21 protein-coding genes are annotated in these 21,375 nt (G+C 61.0%); 16 read left to right on the top strand and 5 right to left on the bottom strand.

Annotation, left to right across the window (positions count from 1 at the left end):
* Positions 1-192: 192 nt before the first annotated feature.
* From ACU8HS_RS26425 to ACU8HS_RS26400, 6 genes are all read left to right on the top strand, one after another.
* Positions 193-498 carry a hypothetical protein gene (locus tag ACU8HS_RS26425; RefSeq protein ID WP_112569124.1) on the top strand — a complete coding sequence of 102 codons (306 nt, stop codon included), beginning with the start codon at positions 193-195 and terminating at the stop codon, positions 496-498.
* 312 nt (positions 499-810) lie between these two features.
* Positions 811-1,968: a Gfo/Idh/MocA family protein gene (locus tag ACU8HS_RS26420; RefSeq protein WP_113413864.1), complete on the top strand. Its 1,158-nt coding sequence runs from the start codon at positions 811-813 to the stop codon at positions 1,966-1,968.
* Positions 1,969-1,981: 13 nt separating this feature from the next.
* Positions 1,982-2,866 carry a carbohydrate ABC transporter permease gene (locus ACU8HS_RS26415; protein WP_112569120.1) on the top strand — a complete coding sequence of 295 codons (885 nt, stop codon included), beginning with the start codon at positions 1,982-1,984 and terminating at the stop codon, positions 2,864-2,866.
* Positions 2,863-3,720 carry a carbohydrate ABC transporter permease gene (locus ACU8HS_RS26410; protein ID WP_112569118.1) on the top strand — a complete coding sequence of 286 codons (858 nt, stop codon included), beginning with the start codon at positions 2,863-2,865 and terminating at the stop codon, positions 3,718-3,720. Before ACU8HS_RS26415 ends, ACU8HS_RS26410 begins: the two co-directional genes overlap by 4 nt.
* Before the next feature lie 76 nt (positions 3,721-3,796).
* The gene (locus ACU8HS_RS26405; RefSeq protein WP_112754217.1) at positions 3,797-5,002 is read left to right on the top strand and encodes an extracellular solute-binding protein; all 1,206 of its coding nucleotides are present in this window, start codon (positions 3,797-3,799) and stop codon (positions 5,000-5,002) included.
* 85 nt (positions 5,003-5,087) lie between these two features.
* A complete protein-coding gene (locus ACU8HS_RS26400; RefSeq protein WP_113413863.1) occupies positions 5,088-6,221 on the top strand; it encodes a sn-glycerol-3-phosphate ABC transporter ATP-binding protein UgpC in 1,134 nt (377 codons plus the stop codon).
* Between the two features lie 22 nt (positions 6,222-6,243).
* On the opposite strand, the gene ACU8HS_RS26395 is transcribed toward ACU8HS_RS26400, so the two are convergent.
* Genes ACU8HS_RS26395 through ACU8HS_RS26385 form a run of 3 tightly spaced genes read right to left on the bottom strand, consistent with a single transcriptional unit; the run spans position 6,244 to position 9,337 of the window.
* Positions 6,244-7,344: a D-TA family PLP-dependent enzyme gene (locus ACU8HS_RS26395; protein WP_113413877.1), complete on the bottom strand. Its 1,101-nt coding sequence runs from the start codon at positions 7,342-7,344 to the stop codon at positions 6,244-6,246.
* 1 nt (position 7,345) lies between these two features.
* The gene (locus ACU8HS_RS26390; protein ID WP_113413862.1) at positions 7,346-8,821 is read right to left on the bottom strand and encodes a M81 family metallopeptidase; all 1,476 of its coding nucleotides are present in this window, start codon (positions 8,819-8,821) and stop codon (positions 7,346-7,348) included.
* A 30-nt stretch (positions 8,822-8,851) separates the two neighbouring features.
* Entirely contained in the window at positions 8,852-9,337 is a 486-nt protein-coding gene (locus ACU8HS_RS26385; RefSeq protein ID WP_112704405.1) for a hypothetical protein, read from the bottom strand.
* A 110-nt stretch (positions 9,338-9,447) separates the two neighbouring features.
* Between ACU8HS_RS26385 and ACU8HS_RS26380 the strand changes: the two genes are divergently transcribed.
* The 5 genes from ACU8HS_RS26380 (at position 9,448) to ACU8HS_RS26360 (ending at position 14,883) form a co-directional block, all read left to right on the top strand.
* A complete protein-coding gene (locus ACU8HS_RS26380; protein WP_113413861.1) occupies positions 9,448-9,834 on the top strand; it encodes a RidA family protein in 387 nt (128 codons plus the stop codon).
* A 25-nt stretch (positions 9,835-9,859) separates the two neighbouring features.
* Complete coding sequence (locus ACU8HS_RS26375) at positions 9,860-10,726, top strand: MurR/RpiR family transcriptional regulator (RefSeq protein ID WP_112569104.1); 867 nt, start codon at positions 9,860-9,862, stop codon at positions 10,724-10,726.
* A 19-nt stretch (positions 10,727-10,745) separates the two neighbouring features.
* Positions 10,746-11,522 carry an SDR family oxidoreductase gene (locus ACU8HS_RS26370; protein WP_113413860.1) on the top strand — a complete coding sequence of 259 codons (777 nt, stop codon included), beginning with the start codon at positions 10,746-10,748 and terminating at the stop codon, positions 11,520-11,522.
* A gap of 28 nt (positions 11,523-11,550) precedes the next feature.
* The gene (locus ACU8HS_RS26365; protein WP_113413859.1) at positions 11,551-13,467 is read left to right on the top strand and encodes a beta-N-acetylhexosaminidase; all 1,917 of its coding nucleotides are present in this window, start codon (positions 11,551-11,553) and stop codon (positions 13,465-13,467) included.
* Between the two features lie 201 nt (positions 13,468-13,668).
* Entirely contained in the window at positions 13,669-14,883 is a 1,215-nt protein-coding gene (locus tag ACU8HS_RS26360) for an MFS transporter (RefSeq protein ID WP_447016469.1), read from the top strand.
* 61 nt (positions 14,884-14,944) lie between these two features.
* On the opposite strand, the gene ACU8HS_RS26355 is transcribed toward ACU8HS_RS26360, so the two are convergent.
* Positions 14,945-15,736, bottom strand: a complete 792-nt coding sequence (locus tag ACU8HS_RS26355; RefSeq protein WP_447016039.1) for a GntR family transcriptional regulator — start codon at positions 15,734-15,736, stop codon at positions 14,945-14,947.
* A 165-nt stretch (positions 15,737-15,901) separates the two neighbouring features.
* On the opposite strand from ACU8HS_RS26355, the gene ACU8HS_RS26350 reads away from it, so the two are divergent.
* The 5 genes from ACU8HS_RS26350 to ACU8HS_RS26330 all read left to right on the top strand — a co-directional run bounded on the left by ACU8HS_RS26350 (position 15,902) and on the right by ACU8HS_RS26330 (position 20,650).
* A complete protein-coding gene (locus ACU8HS_RS26350) occupies positions 15,902-17,158 on the top strand; it encodes an ABC transporter substrate-binding protein (RefSeq protein ID WP_112569096.1) in 1,257 nt (418 codons plus the stop codon).
* 109 nt (positions 17,159-17,267) lie between these two features.
* Positions 17,268-18,362, top strand: coding sequence for an ABC transporter ATP-binding protein (locus ACU8HS_RS26345; protein ID WP_113413857.1), 1,095 nt, complete (start codon positions 17,268-17,270; stop codon positions 18,360-18,362).
* Positions 18,359-19,249, top strand: a complete 891-nt coding sequence (locus ACU8HS_RS26340) for a carbohydrate ABC transporter permease (RefSeq protein ID WP_447016038.1) — start codon at positions 18,359-18,361, stop codon at positions 19,247-19,249. Before ACU8HS_RS26345 ends, ACU8HS_RS26340 begins: the two co-directional genes overlap by 4 nt.
* 4 nt (positions 19,250-19,253) lie before the next feature.
* Complete coding sequence (locus ACU8HS_RS26335) at positions 19,254-20,132, top strand: carbohydrate ABC transporter permease (protein ID WP_447016037.1); 879 nt, start codon at positions 19,254-19,256, stop codon at positions 20,130-20,132.
* A gap of 14 nt (positions 20,133-20,146) precedes the next feature.
* Positions 20,147-20,650: a GNAT family N-acetyltransferase gene (locus tag ACU8HS_RS26330; RefSeq protein WP_112569089.1), complete on the top strand. Its 504-nt coding sequence runs from the start codon at positions 20,147-20,149 to the stop codon at positions 20,648-20,650.
* Between the two features lie 68 nt (positions 20,651-20,718).
* On the opposite strand, the gene flgD is transcribed toward ACU8HS_RS26330, so the two are convergent.
* On the bottom strand, positions 20,719-21,153 hold the full coding sequence (flgD, locus tag ACU8HS_RS26325) for a flagellar hook assembly protein FlgD (RefSeq protein WP_112569087.1): 435 nt from the start codon (positions 21,151-21,153) through the stop codon (positions 20,719-20,721).
* Positions 21,154-21,375 lie beyond the last annotated feature (222 nt).

The raw sequence follows: 21,375 nt of genomic DNA, 5'->3' as shown, positions 1-21,375 counted from the left end.
GCCCGTCTTCTATCCAGGTTGAAAGGCCCGGCGCGGGAATGCCAACCTGTGAGCTGACATTGCCGCTCGCCAGCCCTCCGTCTCGCCGGAACAGCAAATCAGCGGCCGGGGTCGCACAGCACCAAGTTTGAATTGACCGTTTCCCGGACTGATATGAGACTTGCAATCCTCAGCAATGCAGGAGGAAGAACGATGGTTGAACCAGACCGTTGGCGACATATGACAACCGCCCCGAAGGACGGCAGCCGGATCCTCGTTACGATCCGCCCGTCCGAACAGGGGCCGGCGGAAGTTGACCTCGCCTATTGGTCGAATGGCGATCAGTTCGGCACGGCGGGCTGGCGCGCGTCCGATTCCTCGCCTGGCCGCCTCATCGAATATGCCGAGCCGGAATTGAAGTGTTGGATGCCAATGCCGTCAGCCAATCTCAACAGCGGTTCCATGCCCTCGCCCTGGGAAGGCGACGACGCCCAGCAACTGGACGGATCGGGGATTTGAGACGCTGTCGCGCCAGCCATGCGGTCTTGCACGGCTGGTGGACTGGACACGATCGCCGCCGTGATCTCGGAAGGCATGAGCATTTGCGGTGCCGGTGCGGACAGCCGGGTGGCGGCGGCCGTCAAGCGCGGCGGCATGCGGACCTCTGCCGCCGCGACCCAGACCGTCCGGCCTGGAGGCTGCAGAGGCTCAGAGCGGGTCCGATGAAAATCAATTTCATCAACGCGCTCTCAACACCGTTTTTGGTTGACGACCTCTGATTTTTGCCCCAACTTGAAGAAAATAAATTACGAAATCGGGAACGAATTTAGCATGAAAGTGGGAATCATAGGGCTGGGATTCCGGCTCGGCTATCTTGGCTATGTCTTCAAGGCAATCGACAGCAGTTTCGAGATCGTAGGCTACGTCGATCCGGACCCCGCCGGGCTTCCCGGACTGACGGAAAAGGGCATCTCCGTCGGCAAGGCCTATGGTTCGCCGCAAGAACTTCTCGCCTCCGAAAAGCTCGATCTCTTGATGATCGGCTCGCCCAACCACATGCATCTCGATCATATTCGCCTCGGCCTTGAGGCCGGTCTGAAGGTTTTCTGCGAAAAGCCGATCGTCACCACGATCGCCGAGAGCATCGAACTTGCCCATCTGATGGCGAAGTTCGGCCATGAGCGGCTGATGGTCGGTCTCGTGCTGCGCTACTCTCCCCTCTACAAGGACCTGCGCGCCGTCCAGGCGGAAGGCAAGCTCGGCCATATCGTTTCGATCGAAGCCTCCGAACATATCGAGCCCTATCACGGCGCCTTCTTCATGCGCGACTGGCGCCGCTACGAGCGCTATTCCGGCAGTTTCATGCTGGAAAAATGCTGCCACGACCTCGACCTTTACAATGGCGTGGTCGGCGCCCGCCCCGAACGCGTTGCGAGCTTCGGCGGCCGCAAGAGCTTCATTCCCGCCAACGACCCGGCGCGCGAAGGCATCAACGATCTGGAACTCTTCCACCGCAAGCCGAGCGGCTGGATGGGCTCGGACAAGGTGTTCGACAGCGACGCCGACATCATCGACTACCAGGTGGCAATCGTCGAATACGCCAATGGCGTCGGCATGAACTTCCACACCAATCTGAACGTCCCCGACCAGTTCCGCCGCTTTGCCATCATGGGCTCGCGCGGCATGGCAGAGGGCGATTTCGTCCGCGGTTATCTCGATGTTCACGAGCAGCTGACCGGCAACAAGATCGTCGCAAACGAATATGCCGCGACCGAGCTGTCGCAGCACTACGGTGCCGACGAGCAGATGGCGGCCGATATTCTGCAGAGTGTGCGCACCGGTTCGGAACTGCCGGTCTCCACGCTCAACGCATTGGAGGCGGGCATCCTGGCGCTCGCCATGGATGAGGCCCGCATGAAGAAGGCCGTAATCGACCTTCGTCCCGTCTGGGACCGGTTCGACGAGGCGCTGCACGCCAGAGCGGCCTGAGGAGAACGGCAAGATGAGTGCTCAGAAAAGTGCCGTCATCTTCGCCTGGATCCTTCTCCTCCCTGCTGTCCTCTATGTGCTCGCGATCGTTGCCTATCCGCTGGTCGATACGTTCATCCTGTCCTTTACGGACGCATCGCTGCGCAAGGTGACGAACTGGGTCGGCTGGGTCAATTACGAGAAGATCTTCAATCCCACCTTCGTGGAAGTCATTGTCCGAACTTTCATCTGGACCTTCTTTTCGGTCGCCCTGAAGATGATTATCGGCACGTTCGGCGCCGCCATGCTGAATGCGGCCGTGCCAGGCCGTTCGCTGTTTCGGCTGCTCACCATGCCGCCGTGGATCGTGCCGATGGCCATCGGCATCTTCATGTGGGGCTGGATGTATAACGGCCAGTTCGGGATGATTTCCGGGTTGCTGCAGCGCTTCGGCCTCGTCGACGGTCCGGTCGCCTTTCTCGCCTATGGCAGCACCGCCTTCTGGGCGACGATCGTCACGGACGTGTGGATCGGCGTGCCGCTGGTGACGATCTATTTCCTCGCCGCGATCCAGTCGATCCCGAAGGATCTCTACGAAGCCGCATGGACCGACGGCGCCGGTCGCTGGTACCGTTTCCGCCGCATCACGCTGCCGCTGATGGTTCCGGCCATCATCACGATGTCGATGCTGTCGCTGATCGCGACCTTCAATTCCTTCGACATTATCTGGATCCTGACGCAGGGCGGCCCGAGCGGCGAAACGACGACGATGATTATCGATACCTATCAGACGGCGATCGGCTCGAAGAAATATGGCGAAGGGGCAGCGCGCGCAGTGCTGATCTGCATCTTCCTGTCGCTCTTCTGCTTCGCCTATTTCCGTGTCACCCGCCGCCTCAATCCGGAGAAGCGCGCATGAGCAGCCGTCCCATGATCGATCGCTACAGCTGGTGGGAAATCATCCTCATCTACTGCGGCATAGCGCTCTTTCTCTTCTTCGTGCTGGCGCCCTTTGTCGAAGGCTTTCTGGTGTCGCTGAAGCCGCTCAGCCAGCTCTTCTCCTCGCCCTACCGCTTCTGGCCGGAAAACGGCTCGTTCGAAGCCTACCGGACGATGTGGATCAGCGTGCCGGGCTTTGCTCGCTATATCTTCAACTCGTTCTTCATCTCGATCATCGTCACCGTCATCGTGCTCTGCCTCGTCATTCCAGCGGCTTATGCGTTTGCGAAATTCGAGTTCAAGGGCATGGGCATCCTGCTCGGCGCCTTCCTGACGGTGAACATGTTCTCCGGCGCCGTGCTGCTCATCCCGCTCTTCCGCCTGATGCGCAGCATGGGTGTCCTGAACACCTATCTTGCGATGATCGTGCCGGGCGTCGCCTTCCTGATCCCTTCGGCGATCTGGCTGCTGCGCACCTACATGATCCGCATTCCGCAGGAACTCAACGAAGCGGCCTATATGGATGGCGCCAGCCACTTCTACACGCTGCGCCGCGTCATTCTGCCCATTGCGATGCCGGGGATTATCGTCGTCGCGATCACCACGTTCATCGGTGCCTATGCCCAGCAGTTCATCTTCGCGCTGACCTTCAACTCGAAGACTGAATACATGCCCCTGCCGGTGGGACTCTTCGCTTACTTCGGCAAGCAGGAGGTCATCTGGAACGAACTGATGGCGGCCTCCTTCGTCGGCATCGCGCCGGCGATGATCGTCATCTTCTTCCTTCAGCGCTATCTCGTCGGCGGCCTGACCGCCGGTGCGGTGAAACAATAAGACCAACAATAAAGAGTGAACAGCTAACAACGAGAATGGGAGTTACGACGTGAGCATTACCATCAAGACAGGCCTTATGGCGCTCGCCCTGCTTGGTTCGACGGCCTTGACCGCCGTCACGGCCCAGGCAGCCGACAAGGAAATCAGCTGGATCTATTGCGGCGACACGATCGACCCGATCCACACCAAATATATCAAGGAATGGGAATCCAAGAACGCCGGCTGGAAGATCGCACCGGAAGTCGTCGGCTGGGCACAGTGCCAGGACAAGGCAACGACGCTGGCTGCCGCCGGCACGCCGGTCGCCATGGCCTATGTCGGCTCGCGCACGCTGAAGGAATTTGCCCAGAACGACCTTATCGTTCCCGTTCCGATGACCGATGACGAGAAGAAGGGCTATTACCCGCACATCGTCGATACGGTCACCTTCGACGGCAACCAGTGGGGCGTCCCGATCGCCTTCTCCACCAAGGCACTCTACTGGAACAAGGATCTCTTCAAGCAGGCCGGCCTTGACCCCGAGACGCCGCCGAAGACCTGGGCTGAAGAAATCCAGATGGCAAAGACCGTCAAGGAAAAGACCGGCATTCCGGGCTTCGGTCTCTCTGCCAAGACCTTCGACAACACGATGCATCAGTTCATGCATTGGGTCTACACCAACAATGGCGCCGTAACCGATGCCGAAGGCAAGATCACGCTCGACAGTCCGCAGATCCTCGCAGCGCTGAAGGCATACAAGGATATATCGGCCTATGCCGAGGAAGGCCCGACCGCCTATGAGCAGAACGAAGTCCGCGCCATCTTCCTCGATGGCAAGGTCGCGATGATCCAGGCAGGCTCCGGTGCCGCCTATCGCCTGAAGGATACGAAGATCAACTGGGGCGTCACCACCCTTCCGCTCGGTCCGGACGCCAAGGGTCCGGGCACGCTGCTCATCACCGACAGCCTTGCGATCTTCAAGGGCTCGGGCGTCGAGGACAAGGCAATCGAATTCGCCAAGTACATCACCTCGCCCGACATCCAGGGTGAATACGAACTGCAGGGCGGCGCAGGCCTCACCCCGCTGCGTCCCTCCGCGAAGGTGGACGAATTCGTTGCCAAGGATCCCTTCTGGAAGCCGTTCATCGAGGGGATCAGCTATGGTGGCCCCGAGCCGCTCTTCACGGACTACAAGGGCTTCCAGAACTCGATGATCGAGATGGTCCAGTCCGTCGTCACCGGCAAGGCAGAGCCTGAAGCCGCCCTGAAAAAGGCTGCCGGCGAGATCGAAGCCTTCAAGTAATCCGCCGTCGAGGATCGCAGGTCGTTGATCTGCGATCCTCACCGACCAAACTTTGCATATTCAGGCCGGGACCGGAGACAGATTTTTGGGACAGCTTCAGCTCAACAAGGTTCAAAAATTCTATGGCGACTACGAAGTTCTCAAAGGCATCGACCTCGATGTCAGGAACGGCGAGTTCGTCGTCTTCGTCGGGCCTTCGGGATGCGGCAAGTCCACGCTCCTGCGCATGATCGCGGGCCTCGACGCGACGAGCAAGGGCGACATCATCATCAATGGTGTCAGGGTCAACGACCTGCCGCCCGTCAAACGCGGCATTGCCATGGTGTTCCAGTCCTACGCGCTTTATCCGCACATGACGGTTTTCGAGAATATCGCCTTCCCGTTGCGCGTCGAGAAGATGGAGGAAGAAAAGCTCCGGGCCAAGGTCGAGAATGCCGCGCGCATCCTGCATCTCGACACGCGGCTGCAGCAGAAGCCGGGCATGCTCTCGGGCGGGCAGCGCCAGCGTGTCGCAATCGGCCGCGCCATCGTTCGCGAGCCGAAGATCTTCCTGTTCGACGAACCGCTCTCCAATCTTGACGCCGCGCTTCGCGCCGACATGCGCATCGAACTTGCCAAGCTGCACCGGCAGCTGAAGGCGACGATGATCTACGTCACCCATGACCAGGTAGAGGCCATGACGATGGCCGACCGCATCGTCGTGCTGGACGCAGGCAATATTTCACAGACCGGCGCGCCGCTCGAACTCTACCACAAGCCCGCCAACCAATTCGTAGCCGGCTTCATCGGCAACCCCAAAATGAATTTCCTGCCTGTGACCTGCACATCCGCAAGCGAGGCAGGCGTGACCGTGGACTATCGCGGCCAGCAGGCAACCCTACCGGTCGCTCCGCGCGATGGCATGATCGGCAAGGCGCTGACGCTGGGCATCCGTCCGGAGCATATCCAGCTGGGCTCCGGCGATATTTCGCTGACGGTCACGCCGAGCGTCATCGAGCGGCTTGGCGCCAACACGGTGGCCTATGCCGCGCTCGGCAGCGAGACGGAAAATTTCTGCGCCATGCTTCCCGGCAGTGTCGGCATCCGCGCGGACGCGCCGGTCGCCGTCGGCATCAACGCTGCCGATTGCCATCTTTTCGATGAGGAAGGCGTCGCCTTCGAACGCCGTGTCGAGCTCACCGATATCGACATGAACCTTCTGGCTCCGGCAACGGCCTGAACGGCCGTCCACCGGGAGACAATTACCAGACGAGCCCGCGCGCGGCGACGTCCTCGACGCGCGTGACGATGCCGTTGCGATGGAAGACCATCGTATCGAAGAGGTTCGAAACCACGCATGTATGGTTCGGGATGATGAAGAGCTTTTCACCGATCTCGGGCCGTTGACCGGTGCAGGCCGAGAGGTCGATGACGCCATGCTCTTCGGAGAGACTGGTTATCTTGGCCTCGGGATAACCGACGACAAGGCCGAAATCGGCAAAACCCTGAAGATCGGAGGTCAGCGCCTTGGAGCCCGCGTCGATAACGGCGCGGTCGGCATTCGGCCGCGACACGACGGTCGCCAGGACATGCATTGCGCAATCGTCCTGCGTGCAATGCCCCATCCGGATCATCTGACGGTCATTATAGATATAGGTTCCGGCCCGGTGCTCCGTCGCCGATTTGACCAGATGCGCCTGAAAGAGACTGGGCGTGCCGCCATTGCTGACGATCGGGCAGGCGAGACCCGCCGCCGACAATTGCTTCAATGTCGCCTGGATGAAAGCTTCCACAGCTTCGGCCGATTGCGGCTTCGGGTAGGTCAGGATACCGGCGAATGTCAGTCCGTCGGCCGCAGCGATGCGCTTGCCGAGCGATGCCGCCTGCTCGGGCGTCTGCACGCCGCAGCGCGCGCCGCCGGTGTCGCATTCGACGAGGACGGCAAGCGGTTTGCGGCCGGAGAAATGTGACGACAGGCCATCGACCGTCACCGCGCTGTCGGCAACGACCTTGAGACCGGAAATGCGATCGTTCAAGGCAGCGAGCCGCTCGAGCTTCGGGGCTCCGATGATGTTGAAGGTGATCAGGATGTCCTCAAAGCCGGCTTCGGCGAAGACTTCGGCTTCCGTCACCTTCTGGCAATTGATGCCCTTGGCGCCGGCGGCGACCTGGGCGGCGGCCAGTGCCGGTATCTTGTGCGTCTTGATATGCGGGCGGAAATTCAGCCCATGCGCGTCCATGTAGGACTGAACCCTTGAAATGTTGGCGGCCAGCCTGTCTTCGTCGATGATCGGGCGGGGTGTGGAAAGATCCTCGATCCTGTCTCCAGCCCTGGCGACGACGGCAAACCGGTTGTCATGCATCTCAGGCAGCTCCGCGTTCGGTTCCATGAGGATCGGCCACGATCGGCCAGATGGTCTTCGGCGCCCGGCGATAGTTGGTCGTCGCCGGGTTGTTGGGATAGGGAGTTCCCGCCGAACAGTAGAGGATCTCGGCGGCGATCTTCGAGAAGGAGGCGAAGAAATGGTTGGTCGATTTGATCACCAGGATCTTCTGCCTGGCCGGATCGATGCCCATGACCGAAAACAGGCTCGGATCAAAGCTCTGCGCCCGGGTCGAGTTCAGAATGATGTCGATACCATCAAGGACGATATGCGCCGCATCGCCGAAAGGTGCGAGGCTTTCGCCGAACTGCATCTCGGCATTCTTCACCAGCTTGACGACCTTCACCATGCCATCGACGGGATTGCCGGTTCCGGGTGCCGATTTTGCGCCGAAGCGCAGCGGAATTTCTGCCCCCTCTCCTGCGGCAAAACAGATCTGGACGGCAACCGGATCCCAGATCGTGCCAACCGCAGCACTTGCCACACCGCGGGCCAGAAGCTCCTCGAGAATGACGGTGGCGTCGCCAGCGGTTCCACCACCCGGATTATCCCAGACATCGGCAATGACGACCGGCCAGGCTTTGGCAGCCATGGCTCGCGATACGGCTTCCTTCTCGTCGATCTGCGGCACCATGAAAGTGCCGCGCCTGGAGAACAGCTCCATGCCGAGTTCGCGCGCCAGCGCCGCGCCCTTTTGCGGCTTGTTGTCAGTGACAACAAGCAGCTTGGTCCCCATCTCGGGCACGTCGCCGACCATGAAGCCATGAACGACGGAGATCGACAGGATATCCGGATCTTCCTTTTCGATCCGCATGATCTTGTCGACGAAGGAGCGCATCGGATCGCGCGAAGTCGGGAAGACATCGATCATCCGGCAGTCGAACACGGAATTGACCGGCTTGACCCTGCGCTCAAGCGTATCGACGGCGATGCGCCAGAGATCCTCGGCGCGATCGACGAAATCCGTATGCGGGAATTCCTTGAAATAGACGGCGAAATTCAGCGCCTCGATACGCTTTCGGGTCAAATGGCTGTGCGGGTCGAGCTCGGCGCAGATCAGCACATCAGGCCCGACGATCTCGCGCATGCGCGTCAGGAGGTCGCCTTCCGTGTCTTCATATCCCGCTGCGACCATTGCCCCGTGCAGGCCCATCACCACGGCATCGACCGGCATTGCGGCCCTGAGTTGGCCGAGGATTTCATCACGCAGCCCTTCATAGGCCTGGCGGTTGACGAGACCGGCCGGGTCCGCCCAGGCTGCGGTGCCTTCGATCAGCTCCCAGCCCTTTTCGGCGGCAACACGGCGGCCGACAGTGATCGGGGCGGTGCAGAGTGTGGGCGTTTCCGGATGTTGGCCGGGCGGCGCATAAAGAGAGGCTTCGAAAGCGCGGCGATCCACGCAGATCGGAGAAAACGTATTGGTTTCGGTCGCAAGTGCTGCCGTGAAAATGCGCAAGTGAGTTGGCCTTGTTGTGTCGGCCCCGCCTCAACCCATCGGGTTCGGCAGGTAGCCGGTAAATCCGCAGATCTTCCACCGTCCTTCGTGGAGCCTGCAATAATAGAGCGTCTGCCACTGCATGATATCGCGGCTGCCGTCGCTCTTCGTCAGGCCCCCGTCGAACTTCTTGCGGACAAGCGCCATGTCGCCTTCGATCTCGATGTCCTCGAGCGTCGTGGTGGTGAAGATCGCCGTGCGGGTATCCTCGGCGAAGCTCTGTGTCGCAAAATCCCTTGCCTGCCTCAACCACTCATCGCGATAGGCCGCAAGCGTGGGAAATGCCAGGCGCCACTTGTCGGGGCTGACCTGCTTGCGGCCGTCGATGCCGATGAAGCCTTCCTCGACGAAATCGCCCGCGACCATCGACCAGTCCGCCGCCAGGAACGCGTCGATGTCGCGAGGCACCAGCATCTCCCAGATGGCATGCCGTGCAGTATCGGAGGACGGGAATGGGTTCTTGAAAGGATCGCGCATCTTCGCCCCGATTTAAATTCTTTTCATAAATGGCGTTTTTCACTGGTCAAAATCTGCTTTCTATGGTCCCTTGTCAACTTATCAAGAAAATAATTTGCAGGAACCTCGACATGTCCATCAAGCGATATGGCACTGTTCAGACCGGCGCCGGCGGCAAGCCGCTGCCTTTCGCACGCGCGGTCGAGGCCGATGGCTGGCTCTATGTTTCCGGCCAGGTGGCGATGGAAAACGGCGAGATCATCGACGGCAACATCGTTGCGCAGACGCATAAGGCGATCACCAATGTGCTCGCCATTCTCGATGAAGCCGGCTACGGCGTGGAGGACGTCGTGCGCGTCGGCGTCTGGCTGGACGATCCGCGTGACTTCTGGACCTTCAACAAGATCTACCAGGACTATTTCGGTGCGCATCCGCCGGCCCGCGCCTGCGTCCAGTCGTCGATGATGGTGGATTGCAAGGTCGAGATCGATTGCGTTGCTTATAAGAAGAAGAATTGATTGACGGATCGGTGGGAGGACCGGCTTGGATATCTTTTCCACATTGCAGGAAGACAAGAGCCGGCTTTCCGCCTCCGAGAGCCGCATCGCCGACATTATCGTCAATGATTTCGAATTCGCGGTGAACGCCTCGATCATCGAGCTTGCCGAACGCGCGGAAGTCTCGCCGCCGACGGTCACACGCTTCTGCCGCCGCCTTGGCTGCGACAGCTTTTCCGATTTCAAGGTGCAGCTTGCCCGTACCGCCCATGTGGGCGTGCGCTACCTGAAGCCGGAATCAAAGAGCAGCGATCCGGCCGACGTCGCTCAGGATATCATCACCAAGGCGCAGAACGCCCTTTTCCTGCTGCACCGATCGCTGGACCTCGCCGCCATCGAAGCTGCGGTCGCCCAGATCGCCAGGGCGGAGATGATCTACGCCTTCGGATCGGGCGGCAACTCCTCGATGATCGCCGATGAGCTGCAGAACCGGCTCTTTCGGCTTGGCCTGCGCATCACCTCCAGTTCCGACCACAGCATGCAGCTGATGATGACGGCGGCAGCGAAGGCCGGCGACGTGATCATCGGCTCGTCCTTTTCCGGTCGCAATGCCGAGCTTGTGCGGGCCTTTGCGCTGGCGCGCGAAGCGAAGGTCAAGACAATTGCGCTCACACAGACCGGCAGCGCCGTCGCCAAGGCGGCCGAGATCGTCGTGCCGATCGATATTCCCGAAGGCACGAACATCTATCGCCCGACATCGACGCGTATCGCCTATATCGCCACCGTCGATATCCTGGCGAGCCTTGTCGCCTACGCCATCCAGCCGAAGGCGACAGTCACGCTAAGGCGCATCAAGCAGCAGCTCATCACCCACCGCGACGGCGACGACGACAAGCAGCTGCTCGGCGATTGATCAAAAGAAGGAAGCGGCAATGACGCAATCAGTGGCGATCGTCACCGGAGCAGCAGGCGATATCGGGGCGGCGATCGCCGGTCGTCTGGCCGACGATCATGACATCATCCTGCTCGCGGACATCAATCCCGACGCCGCAGCGGCCGCTGCCGGCAAACTCGGCCCGTCCGGCCGCTTCGTTGCCATCGAATGCGACGTGACCAGCGAGACGAGCGTCGCGGCGCTCGCCGGACGCGCGGCCGCGCTCGGCGGCCTGCGCACACTCGTCAACAATGCAGGTGCGGCCCGCGCCGTCAGCCTGCATGATACGACGCCTGAGATCTGGCGGGCCGACAACGCGCTCAACCTCGAAGCGGCCTTTCTCTGCTTTCGGGCCGTCGAAGACCAGCTGAAGGCGTCGCGGGGTTCGATGGTCAACATCGCCTCGGTCAACGGCATGAACGTGTTCGGCCATCCGGCCTATAGTGCCGCCAAGGCCGGACTTCTGCACTTTACCCGGCTGGTCGCCGTCGAATACGGAAAATTCGGCATCCGCGCCAATGCCGTCGCCCCGGGAACGGTGAAGACGCAAGCCTGGGAAGTTCGCGCGGCCGCCAATCCCAATGTCTTCGAGGATGCCCGTCGCTGGTATCCGCTGCAGCGCGTCGTCGATCCGAAGGACGTCGCCCATGCCGTTGCCTTCCTGGCGGGGCCGCAGGCTGCGGCCATCACCGGCATCTGCCTGCCGGTGGATTGCGGCCTGACGGCCGGCCAGGCCGAGCTTGCCCGAACTTTTTCCCAGTCCGAACACTATTGAATCATAAGCACAACAAGAGGAACGAGACATGAAACCGGCCGACTATCGCCTGGAGAGCAGCTGGAACCCTGGTGGCGGGCCGAATGGAGCGTTCACCTTCACGCTTTTCAATCTCTCCGGTGACGTGCTTTCCGGTTTCAAGCTTGTCTATACTTCGCTCACCCGGGTCATCGATGCCGCCGCATGTGACAACGCCACCTTTCTCAGACGCAACGCCAATTTTCATGAATTCGAACCGCCGGTCGGGTTCGCCCTTGCAGCCGGCGGCAGCTGGACCTTTACGGTCGCCGGCCTGCACCGCCCGGCAAGGCATTGCACCGACGGCGCCAAATCCGCCTATCTGACGCTGTCATCCGGAGAACATGTGCCGGTCGCCGTCTCCGATCTGCTGCTCGAAGGCCGCGCAAGCGAGCCTCCGCCCACCCTTCTGCCTGAGGGCAGGCTCGACCTGCCCTTTGCGCTACAGCCCTGGCCGGCCGAAATCGATGCGAGGCCGGGTGACGGCTTCCCGGTCATCCTCTATCCGGAAGGCGCCAGCGCCGAGGAACTGTCGGCAATATCCACCTGTATTTCGCTGACGCGCCGCCTTTTCGAAAGCGACCATTCGGTTTTCAATCTGGTCGCCTCGCCGCAGGGCCGCGCCCTCACCTTTACGAAGGACGCCTCGCTCGAAGCCGAGGCCTACCGGCTGACGTTTGCGGCCGATCGCGTGACGCTTTCCTATTCGGCTGCCGCTGGGCGCCAGTATGGCCTGACCTCGCTCGCGCAGATGCTGAACGGCGCACGGGCCAGCAAGGGCAAATTCCGCTTCCCGGTTTCCGGAACGATTTTCGACCGGCCGCGCTACAACTGGCGTGGCTGCCATCTCGACGTTTCCAGGCAGTTCTATCGGGTTGACGACGTCAAGCGGCTGATCGACATCCTGGCCTGGTTCAAGCTCAACATCTTCCATTGGCATCTGACCGATGACGAGGCCTGGCGCCTGGAGATCAAGGCCTATCCGCAGCTGACGACAACGGGTGCGTTGCGCGGCCCGGACGAACCGCTGCTGCCGCAGCTCGGCAATGGCGCGGAGCCGGTCGGCGGTTTCTATTCACAGCACGATGTCCGAGACATCGTTGCGCATGCGGCCTCCCTTCATGTCGAAGTCGTGCCGGAGATCGATATTCCCGGCCACAATGCGGCAACGCTGGTTGCCCTGCCCGACCTGACGGACGGCCAGGAAGCCCCGGAGAGCTACCATTCCGTCCAGGGTTATCCGAACAATGCGCTCAACCCGGCCGTGCCGCTGACCTACGAATTCCTGGAAAAGGTCTTCGACGAGATGGTCGAGCTATTTCCCTCACCGTACATTCATATCGGCGGCGACGAAGTGGCGAACGGTTCCTGGCTCGCCTCGCCGCTTGCGAGGAAACTGATGGCCGAACAAGGCATTTCCGGCACGTTCGGATTGCAGTCCTATTTCCTCAAGCAGATCAAGACGATGCTCGACAAGCGCGGGCGCAGGCTTGCGGGCTGGAACGAGGTTGCCCATGGCGGCGGGGTAGGAGCGCAAGACACGCTTTTGATGGCCTGGGAAAATCCGCAGGTTGGCATCGAACTCGCCGAACAGGGTTATGACGTCGTCATGACGCCGGGCCAGGCCTATTATCTCGACATGGTCCAGGCTGAAGCCTTCCAGGAGCCGGGCGCAAGCTGGGCGGGCACCGTGCCGCCGGCTCATACCTATGCCTATGAAGCTGCAGGCGAATTCCCGGAGGAACTGAAGCACAAGCTGAAAGGTGTCCAGGCCTGCATCTGGTCGGAGCACTTCCTGTCGCGCGGCTATTTCAACCGGCTGGTCTTCCCGCGCCTGCCGGCTATTGCCGAAGCTGCCTGGACGCCCAAGGCTTCGAAGGATTGGGACCGGTTCGCAGCGATCGTGGCGCTGAGCCCAACGCTGTAATACGGCATCATCGATGCCAAAAGCTGACGGCGCTGTCCCCGGCAAGGGTGGCGCGAACAACCCGGCCTTTCCGTTCGATAGGGAATTCGGCTAAACGACCGATGCGCGCCCTTCCCCGCTGGCGCGCCTGATATTGATCCGCAGCGATCCTTGCAAGGACGGGAATTCTTCTCGTCCGCACCGGTGCGCTCCAAACCATTGCTGACGATGACGATGAACCGCCTGATCCCTGATGTCTTCCGCAATCCTGCTATCCGGGTGAGCATGATTGCCATCTTCACCTTCGGGTTTGCCGGCGCGACGACGAGCCCCTATCGATCCGTGGTCGGAATCGTCGAACTCGGCCTGTCGAACGCGGTCTACTCCGCACTGATTTTCGCCGCCGCGGCCGTCAACGTGATCGTCAGCATCCTCCTCGGCAATCTTGCCGACCGGCTCGGCGAATACCGAACGATGATGCTCGTCGCCGCGACCTTCGGCATTGCCGGCTATGGCGCGGTCTACTTTTTTCCAACCCGGGAAATCTTTGTTCTCAGCGCCCTCCTGCTGCTGCCGGTCTATGGCTCGCTGAACTCGCTGCTCTTTGCCAATGTGCGCGCCGCAGCCCGCGAAATGGCGCCTGATGAGGTGGCGACCGTCAATTCCGGCACACGGGCAATGATTTCGCTGTCCTGGGTGCTCGTTCCCGGCCTGACCGGCGTTCTGCTCTCCTCCTCGCCCTCGATGCTGCCGGCCTATCTCTTCGCCTGCCTGTCCTGCCTGCTCTGCGTCGGGCTCGTTGGCTTCCTGCTGCCACGACAAAACGGCACGGACAGCGCCGCCACGCATCATCTCTCCTATCTTGCAGCCCTCGGCCAGGTGATCTCGCCGACGATCTTCAGCCGGGTAATGGCGGTGGCACTGATCAGCAGCATGCTGCATATCAATGACGCGATATTTCCGCTCGTGGTCACCGGCGCAGCCCGCGGCACGGTCGCCGATATCGGCATTCTGGTGGGGATCGTCGCTCTCTTGGAAGTGGTCTTCATCATCGTCTGGTCACGCCTTCTGCGCTTCATCGGCCAGCTCGCCGCCCTTGCCCTCGGGGCATTGCTCTATGGCATCTACCTCTTGCTTCTGGCTTCTGCCGACCAGCCCTGGCATGTCTACGCGCTCACGCTCGTGAGCGGCATCGGCGCCGCGTCGCTGATCTCCATCCCGATCACCTATCTCCAGGATCTGATTGCCGAGCGCCCCGGTCTCGGCAGCGCGCTGATTTCGGTCAACATCTTTCTCAGCGCCGGCTTGAGCGCATTGCTGTTTGCCGCAGGTACCGCAATCACCAGCTATTCCGGCACGGCGGTAGTCGGCGCTTTCTCGGGGCTTGCCGGAATGGCCTGGCTATTGCTCCTCGACCGGAGCCGCGGCTTGACCTGACGCTCCGCACGTGAGCAACGCCTCCGGAACCGCAATCGCCGGATGGACAGGACAGAGCGGCTCAATATTGCGTAAAATCGCCCGATGCCGACTGAAGCAGGGTCAGCGGATAACGCGCGGGATGATGGACAAGCGCCGTCAGGTTGATCGGCCGGTTGCGATCGTCGAAGGCGATCTGATCGACCGTGAGAACGGCAGCTGGCGTCGGCAGCTCGAGCATCTCAGCCTCCTTATCCGTCGCAAGCCGCGCGCTCAGCGTCGTCTGTCCGCGTTTGGGGTGAATGCGATAGCGCTCGCGGAGTTCGGCATAGAGCGATCGGTTGGCAACGGTCCAGTCGAGATTGAGCAGATCGGCAGCGCGTGCCGCCGGTATCCAGTCGGTCTGGACGACGGCTGGAATGTTGTCGAGGAGACGCAGCCTCGACAGGAGAATCACCTCTGCGCCGGGCGCAAGGAAAAGCGGGCGGCTCACCTCGAGGGGGGCAGGCACGATACTGGCCTCAACCAGCCTCTGGCCGGGACTTCGCCCGCTTGCCACGGCGATGCTGGTGAAGCTCTTGAGAACCTGTAGCTCGAAGCCGCCGCCACGCTCGGCAACGTAAAGTCCCTTTCCGGGCTGGCTGTGGATGACGCCCTGCTGGATCAATTCACGCACGGCATGGCGCACGGTGATCCGGCTGACATTGTAGAGATCGACGAGTTCCCGCTCTGACGGGAGCTTGCCGCGCAACGGCAGCTTGCCGTCCCGGATAGACGCCAGCAGGGCCTCGTAGACCTGTTTGTGCAGGGGCCGAGGGTCGTTCCGGTCAATGCCGCCCTGTGGCGCGATGAACGATGCCGGAGCTTGCTGCATCTTTGAAATCCGATTCTGCGCGGGACACACTTGCCGTTTTGTATCTTCGACGCAAATGCCTGCAAAGTCCATGTTGACATGACTGGTCATAACCAGTCCTATTGGAGTTAAGGGGACAGAGAGCTCCGTGTAATGCCGAAGCGTTATCAACGAAGGGAACGATCAATGTTGAAGAAAAGCCTTGCCGCATTGGCGATATCTGCAGCCCTCTGGGGCGGCAGCGCGCATGCCGAAACCATTTCCGTGTTCTGCTCGCCGACGGAATTCGAGCTCTGCACAAACGTTGCCAATGCCTGGAAGGAAAAGACGGGCAACGAGGCCAAGATCAACAAGATGCCCGCGCTTCTGGACGACGCGATCCCGATCTATCAGCAGCTGCTCGCCGCCAAATCCAAGGATATCGATGTCCTCTTCCTCGATGTGATCTGGCTCGGCATGTTCAAGAGCAACCTGCTCGACCTGAAGACGATGATTCCGCAGGCCGACCAGGACAAACATTTCGCCTCGACACTCAATGCGGCCAAGCTCGACGGCAATCTCATTGCCATGCCCGCCTATATGGATGTCGGGCTGATGTTCTACCGCAAGGACCTGCTCGAAAAATACGGCAAGCCGGCACCCAAGACCTGGGACGAGCTGGCTGCCACCGCCAAGGAAATTCAGGACAAGGAACGGGCTGCCGGCTCGCCCGACATGTGGGGTTACGCCTGGCAGGCCAAGAGCTATGAAGGCCTGACCTGCGACGCGATCGAGCTTGTTGCTTCCAACGGCGGCGGCACCATCATTTCCGACGACGGAAAGGTGACAATCGACAATCCGCAGGCGGCCGAGGCGCTCGAAAAGGCGAAGGGCTGGATCGGCTCGATCAGCCCCGAGGGCGTCCTCAATTATGATGAGGAGCAGTCGCGCGCCGTCTTCGAATCCGGCAACGCGGTCTTCCACCGCAACTGGCCCTATGTCTGGGGCACCTCGCATGAAAAGGGAAGCAACATCGTCGACAAGGTCGGGGTGATGCCCCTGCCGGTCGGCAAGGAAGGCGAAAAGTCGAGCGGTTGCCTTGGCCCGATGTATTACGGTGTCAATAAATACAGCGCCAAGCCCGAAGTGGCGGCCGACTTCGTGAACTTCATCACCGGCCCCGACATGCAGAAGATGCGCGCGCTGAAGGCCGCTCTCAACCCGTCGATCCAGGCGCTCTACAGCGATCCGGAAGTTCTTGAGAAGATACCCTTTCTCAAGGATAACCAGCAGGCCTTTGCCGACAGCGCCGTGCGCCCGTCCGGCTACACCGGCACCAGCTACAACCGCGTTTCGCAGGCTTTCTACCGTTCGGTTCACGACATGCTTTCCGGCGGCGCCGAGGTCAAGTCCAGCCTGACGTCGCTGGCCGGTCGGCTAGAGAAACTGAAGGAAAGCCGCTGACGCTCTGCGGATGTCCGGCGGCGGCAACGCTCCGCTGCCGGAACGCGTCGCTGCCTCGCCACCGAACACGGTGGCGAGCCCTCTGCCGTCTCATACACTCAGGTGAACAATGGCATCGGTTTCGCTCGAATCCGTCTCGAAGAATTTTGGTACGCATACGGTTATCCAGAATGTCGACCTGCAGATCATCGACGGCGAGTTTGTCGTCTTCGTCGGTCCCTCCGGTTGCGGCAAGTCAACGCTTTTGCGCATCGTCGCCGGCCTGATCTCCGCCTCGAAAGGCGTCGTGAGGATCGGCGGCGACGACGTGACCGACGTGCCCGCCTCCCAGAGAGGCGTCGCCTTCGTTTTCCAGTCCTACGCGCTCTATCCGCATATGAACGTCGCGCGCAATATCGGCTTCGCGCTTGAGACCCTCGGCATGAACAGGGCCGCTATCAGCGAGAAAGTGCGCTCGGTCGCACGGATGCTGAAGGTCGATCATCTGCTCGAACGCCGGCCCCGCGAACTCTCCGGCGGACAGCGCCAGCGCGTGGCGATCGGCCGCGCCCTGGTGCGCCAACCCGAAATCTTCCTCTTCGACGAGCCGCTCTCCAATCTCGACTCGGATCTGCGAATGGAGATGCGCATGGAGATCGCCAGGCTCCACGACGACCTGAAAACGACGATGATCTACGTGACCCATGACCAATCGGAAGCGATGACGCTTGCCGACCGGATCGTCGTCCTCAATCATGGACGCATTGAGCAGGTCGGCACGCCGAAGGAACTCTACCACAGCCCCGACAACCGGTTCGTCGCAGGCTTCATCGGCAGCCCCCGCATGAACTTCCTGCCGGTGCAGACAACATCAGCCGGCGTGAGCGGACCCGGCGGCCTCGTCATCAAAGCCGGCGCCGAGGGTCAGGTCATCGCCGAAATCGGCATACGGTCGGAAGCGATCCAGCTGGTGACGGCAGGCGACGGCCGGATGACCTGCGTGCTCGAACGTGTCGAGGATCTTGGCCATGAGCATTTCGCCTATTGCCGCATCAACGGCGACGTCATCTGGGTCGTCCGCGTCAATGTCGAGCCGCCGAGGGAACTGATCGGCAAGGAGGTCGGCCTCAGTTTTCGGGATGCCGCGATCTTTGCCTTCGCCGAGGACGGAAGACGGCTCATGCTCGACCGGCAGGCCGGCGTGATCGAGGGAGCGCGGCAATGAGTGCCCGGCTCGCCCGCCGCGACCATCGTGCGGCCTGGCTGTTTCTGCTGCCGGTCATCGTCGTCATGCTGGTCGTCGCCCTCTGGCCGCTCAGCCGCACCTTCTTCTTCGCCTTCACCGACGCCTATCTTGACGATCCCTCCGTCTATTCAATGACCGGGCTCGACAACTTCCTGGAGGTCATCAACGACCGCAGCTGGTGGATTGCCGTCAAGAACACGCTGATCTTCACCGTCATCTCGGTCGCGATCGAGACGGTTCTCGGCCTGGCGATCGCCCTCCTCGTCAATGAAGCCATTCCTGGCCGTGGGCTGGCGCGCGCCGCCATCCTCGTGCCCTGGGCGATCCCGGTCGTCGTCTCGACGAAGATCTGGGAATGGATGCTGAACGACCAGTTCGGCGTCATCAACAAGCTTCTCATCGGGCTCGGCCTCATCGATCACGGCGTTCCCTGGACGGCGAGCGGATCGCTGCTGATGGGCGTCGTGATCTTCGTCGACGTGTGGATGACGACCCCGTTCATGGTTCTGCTCATCCTGGCGGGCCTGCAACTGATCTCCTCGGAAATATTCGAGGCGGCGGAGGTCGACGGCATTCCGGCATGGAAACGCTTCTGGTCGATCACCCTGCCGATGCTGCGCCCGGCGATCGGGGTCGCGGTCCTTTTCCGCGCCCTCGATGCGCTCAGGATGTTCGACCTTGCCTATGTGATGGCGGCGAGCAACGAAAGCGTCATGACCGTCTCCATCTACGCCCGCGACCGGCTGATCAGCTTCCAGGAACTCGGCGTCGGCTCGGCGGCATCGACCTGGGTCTTCCTGCTCGTCGCGCTTGTCGCCATTATCATCATCGGGGTCCTTCGCCTCGACAGAGCCGCGGGGACCTGACGACATGGCCGATGCAATCATCCCGAAGACCATCCGCAAACCTGCCTCCTACTTCCGGATGCGCCGGCGCGCCGTGCGAAGCCTGCAGGTCCTGGCGCTTCTGCTCGTCCTGTTCTACACGCTCTTTCCTTATTACTGGGCCTTCGTTTCCTCGACGAAACAGGGTTCGGCGCTCTATCAATCCGCGCTGATGCCGGCGTTCGACTTCACCTATTATCGCCAGCTGATCGACAACCCGGTTTTCATGGGCTCGCTTGTGAACTCGGCCTATGTCGCGGTTTCAACGACGTTCCTGTCGCTCGTCATCGGGCTCAGCGCCGCTTATGCGCTGGGCCGTATCGACTTTCCGCAACGGCGCACCATCCTGATGATCGTGCTGATGATCTCGATCTTCCCGCAGGTCGTCGTCCTTTCCGGCATGTTCGAGCTGGTCAACTGGATGGGTCTTTTCAATCGGCCAAGCGCGCTCGTCATCACCTATCTTCTATCGACCGTGCCGTTCACGACCTGGATCCTGACTACCTTCATCCGCGAGTTTCCGAGGGAGCTGGAAGAGGCTGCGATCATCGACGGCTGCTCGCATTTCCGAATTCTGACGAAGATCCTGCTGCCGCTCATGGGACCTTCGCTTGCCAGTACGGGCATTCTCGCCTTCATTCTGGCGTGGAACGAGTTTCTCTTCGCGCTGACTTTTACACTGACGGACGAAAACCGGACCGTGCCGGTTGCGATCGGCCTGATCGCGGGCAACAGCCGGTACGAATATCCGTTCGGTCAGATCATGGCTGCCTCCGTTACCGTGACGCTGCCGCTGATCATCATCGTATTGATCTTCCAGAGACGTATCGTCGCCGGCCTGACGGCAGGCGCCATAAAAGGCTGACAAAGGAAAACACCATGGACATGCTGGTAAAACTCTACGAGCTGAAGGCCGATCCGGCGCTCGAGGCACGCATCGCCGAACAGGACATCACGATCCGACGCGTCCTTGCGCCGGAGCTGAACGCGCTGACGGCCTGGATCGAGCCGCGCTTCGGATCCGGCTGGGCCGCAGAAGCGACGGTTGCCACGATGCGCCAGCCCCCCTCCTGCTTCATCGCAATCCAGAAAGGAGAGCTCATCGGCTTTGCCTGCCACGACGCAACCGCCAAGGGCTTCTTCGGGCCGACCGGCGTCGATGCGGCCGCCCGCGGCAAAGGCGTTGGTCACGCCCTGCTCTTGACCACGCTTCTCGATATGTACGCGCAGGGATATGCCTACGGGGTCATCGGGGGCGCCGGTCCGATGGAGTTCTACCGTCGAAGCGTCGGGGCAATTCCGATCGAAGGCTCGGAACCGGGCATCTATCGCGGCATGCTGCCGCTTGCCCAGCCGAGCGGCATTTCACAATCAAACCATTAGCCTTGTTGAGACGGAAGGGCTGCGCAACATCGCTTCCAGCCTCAGAGATCAGTCGGCGGCGGCCCGGATCAGCCGCTGGCCGCCGGCCCGCTGCCGCCTGGCTGCGAGAAGCTGACACCCGGCTGGACGAGGATCTTCCCGCCCTCCGTCGTCGTGGCGATAATTCCGTCGCTATAGATTTTAACGGAAGCAATCGTACCCTTGACCGTGCCATCCGCACTTTCGATGTATCGGCCGATATAGCTGCCGGCCTGAGAAAGGCTCGAACCCGCCAGCAGGGCATCCAGCTTCTGATTGGTCTGGATGGTCTGTTCGACCTGCGAGAAACTGGCAAGCTGCGCCAATTGTTCACTGGCATCCACCGGATCGGTCGGATCCTGGTTCTTCAGTTGCGCGATGAGGAGTTGCAGGAAGTCGTCATAGTTCACCATCGCCTTCTGCTGCGCGGCCGCCGGGCTACCTGCCGCCGATGAGCCAAGGCCGGTGAGAGGATTTGTCGTCATAGTCGATCTCGATTGTCTGGGTGGGAAGGGAAACAGGTTTGCAAGCTTGCAATCCTTACTTACTAGTTGGTAGGCAACAGATGTGTCTTTGGCATTAGAAGACGCTGTTTGTCGGCCGATACCGACGGCGCCCCCGGAATTGGGATACAGCGAAAGAACTACAGTTCACAGCGAACCTACCTTCTAGTAGGTTCTCCGTCAATAGAATGGCGGGCTGTGCCG

The sequence above is a fragment of the Rhizobium sp. KDH_Rht_773_N genome, from assembly GCF_052946295.1.
Note: the sequence above shows the minus strand (reverse complement) of the source record. Positions and strands in the feature narration are given on the sequence as shown.